The following is a 608-nucleotide window of genomic DNA, read 5'->3' on the forward strand; positions in this document are numbered from 1 at the left end:
TCGGCGGACAGGCCCGCGGCCCCGGTCCCGGCCATCCGGGCACCCATACCCTCCTCACCGGACCACAGACCCCACGCCAGGGAGGCCGCGGGCAGGCCCGCCGCCCGGCGATGCCGGGCCAGCGCGTCCAAGAACGCGTTCGCCGCCGCGTAGTTGCCCTGGCCCGCACTGCCCAGCGTGCCCGCCGCCGACGAGAACAGCACGAACGCCGACAACTCCAGGCCACGGGTCAACTCGTGCAGGTTCCACGCCGCATCCACCTTCGGCCGGAACACCGTATCGATCCGCTCCGGCGTCAACGAGCCGATCACACCGTCGTCCAGCACACCCGCCGCATGGACGATTGCCGTCACCGGATGCTCGGCCAGCAACACCGCCACCGCCCCACGGTCCGCCACATCACACGCGACGACGGCGACCTCGGCACCCAGACCAACCAACTCCTCGTACAGCGCACCCACCTGGCCGCGCCTGCTCGCCAGCACCAGCCGCCGCACCCCATGCCGTACCACCAGATGGCGGGCCACCAGCCCGCCGAGCATCCCGCTCGCACCCGTCACCAACACCGAACTGTCCGGACCGAACACCGCCTCCGAACCGACCTCCGG

1 protein-coding gene is annotated in these 608 nt (G+C 71.9%); it reads right to left on the reverse strand.

The window, feature by feature from the left end; all coding sequences use genetic code 11:
• Positions 1-608: beta-ketoacyl reductase (locus KYY02_RS33730; protein WP_371244904.1), on the reverse strand; the 608-nt coding region annotated here is incomplete at both ends.

Source organism: Streptomyces pimonensis (genome assembly GCF_041380215.1).
GTDB classification, from domain to species: Bacteria; Actinomycetota; Actinomycetes; order Streptomycetales; family Streptomycetaceae; genus Streptomyces; species Streptomyces pimonensis.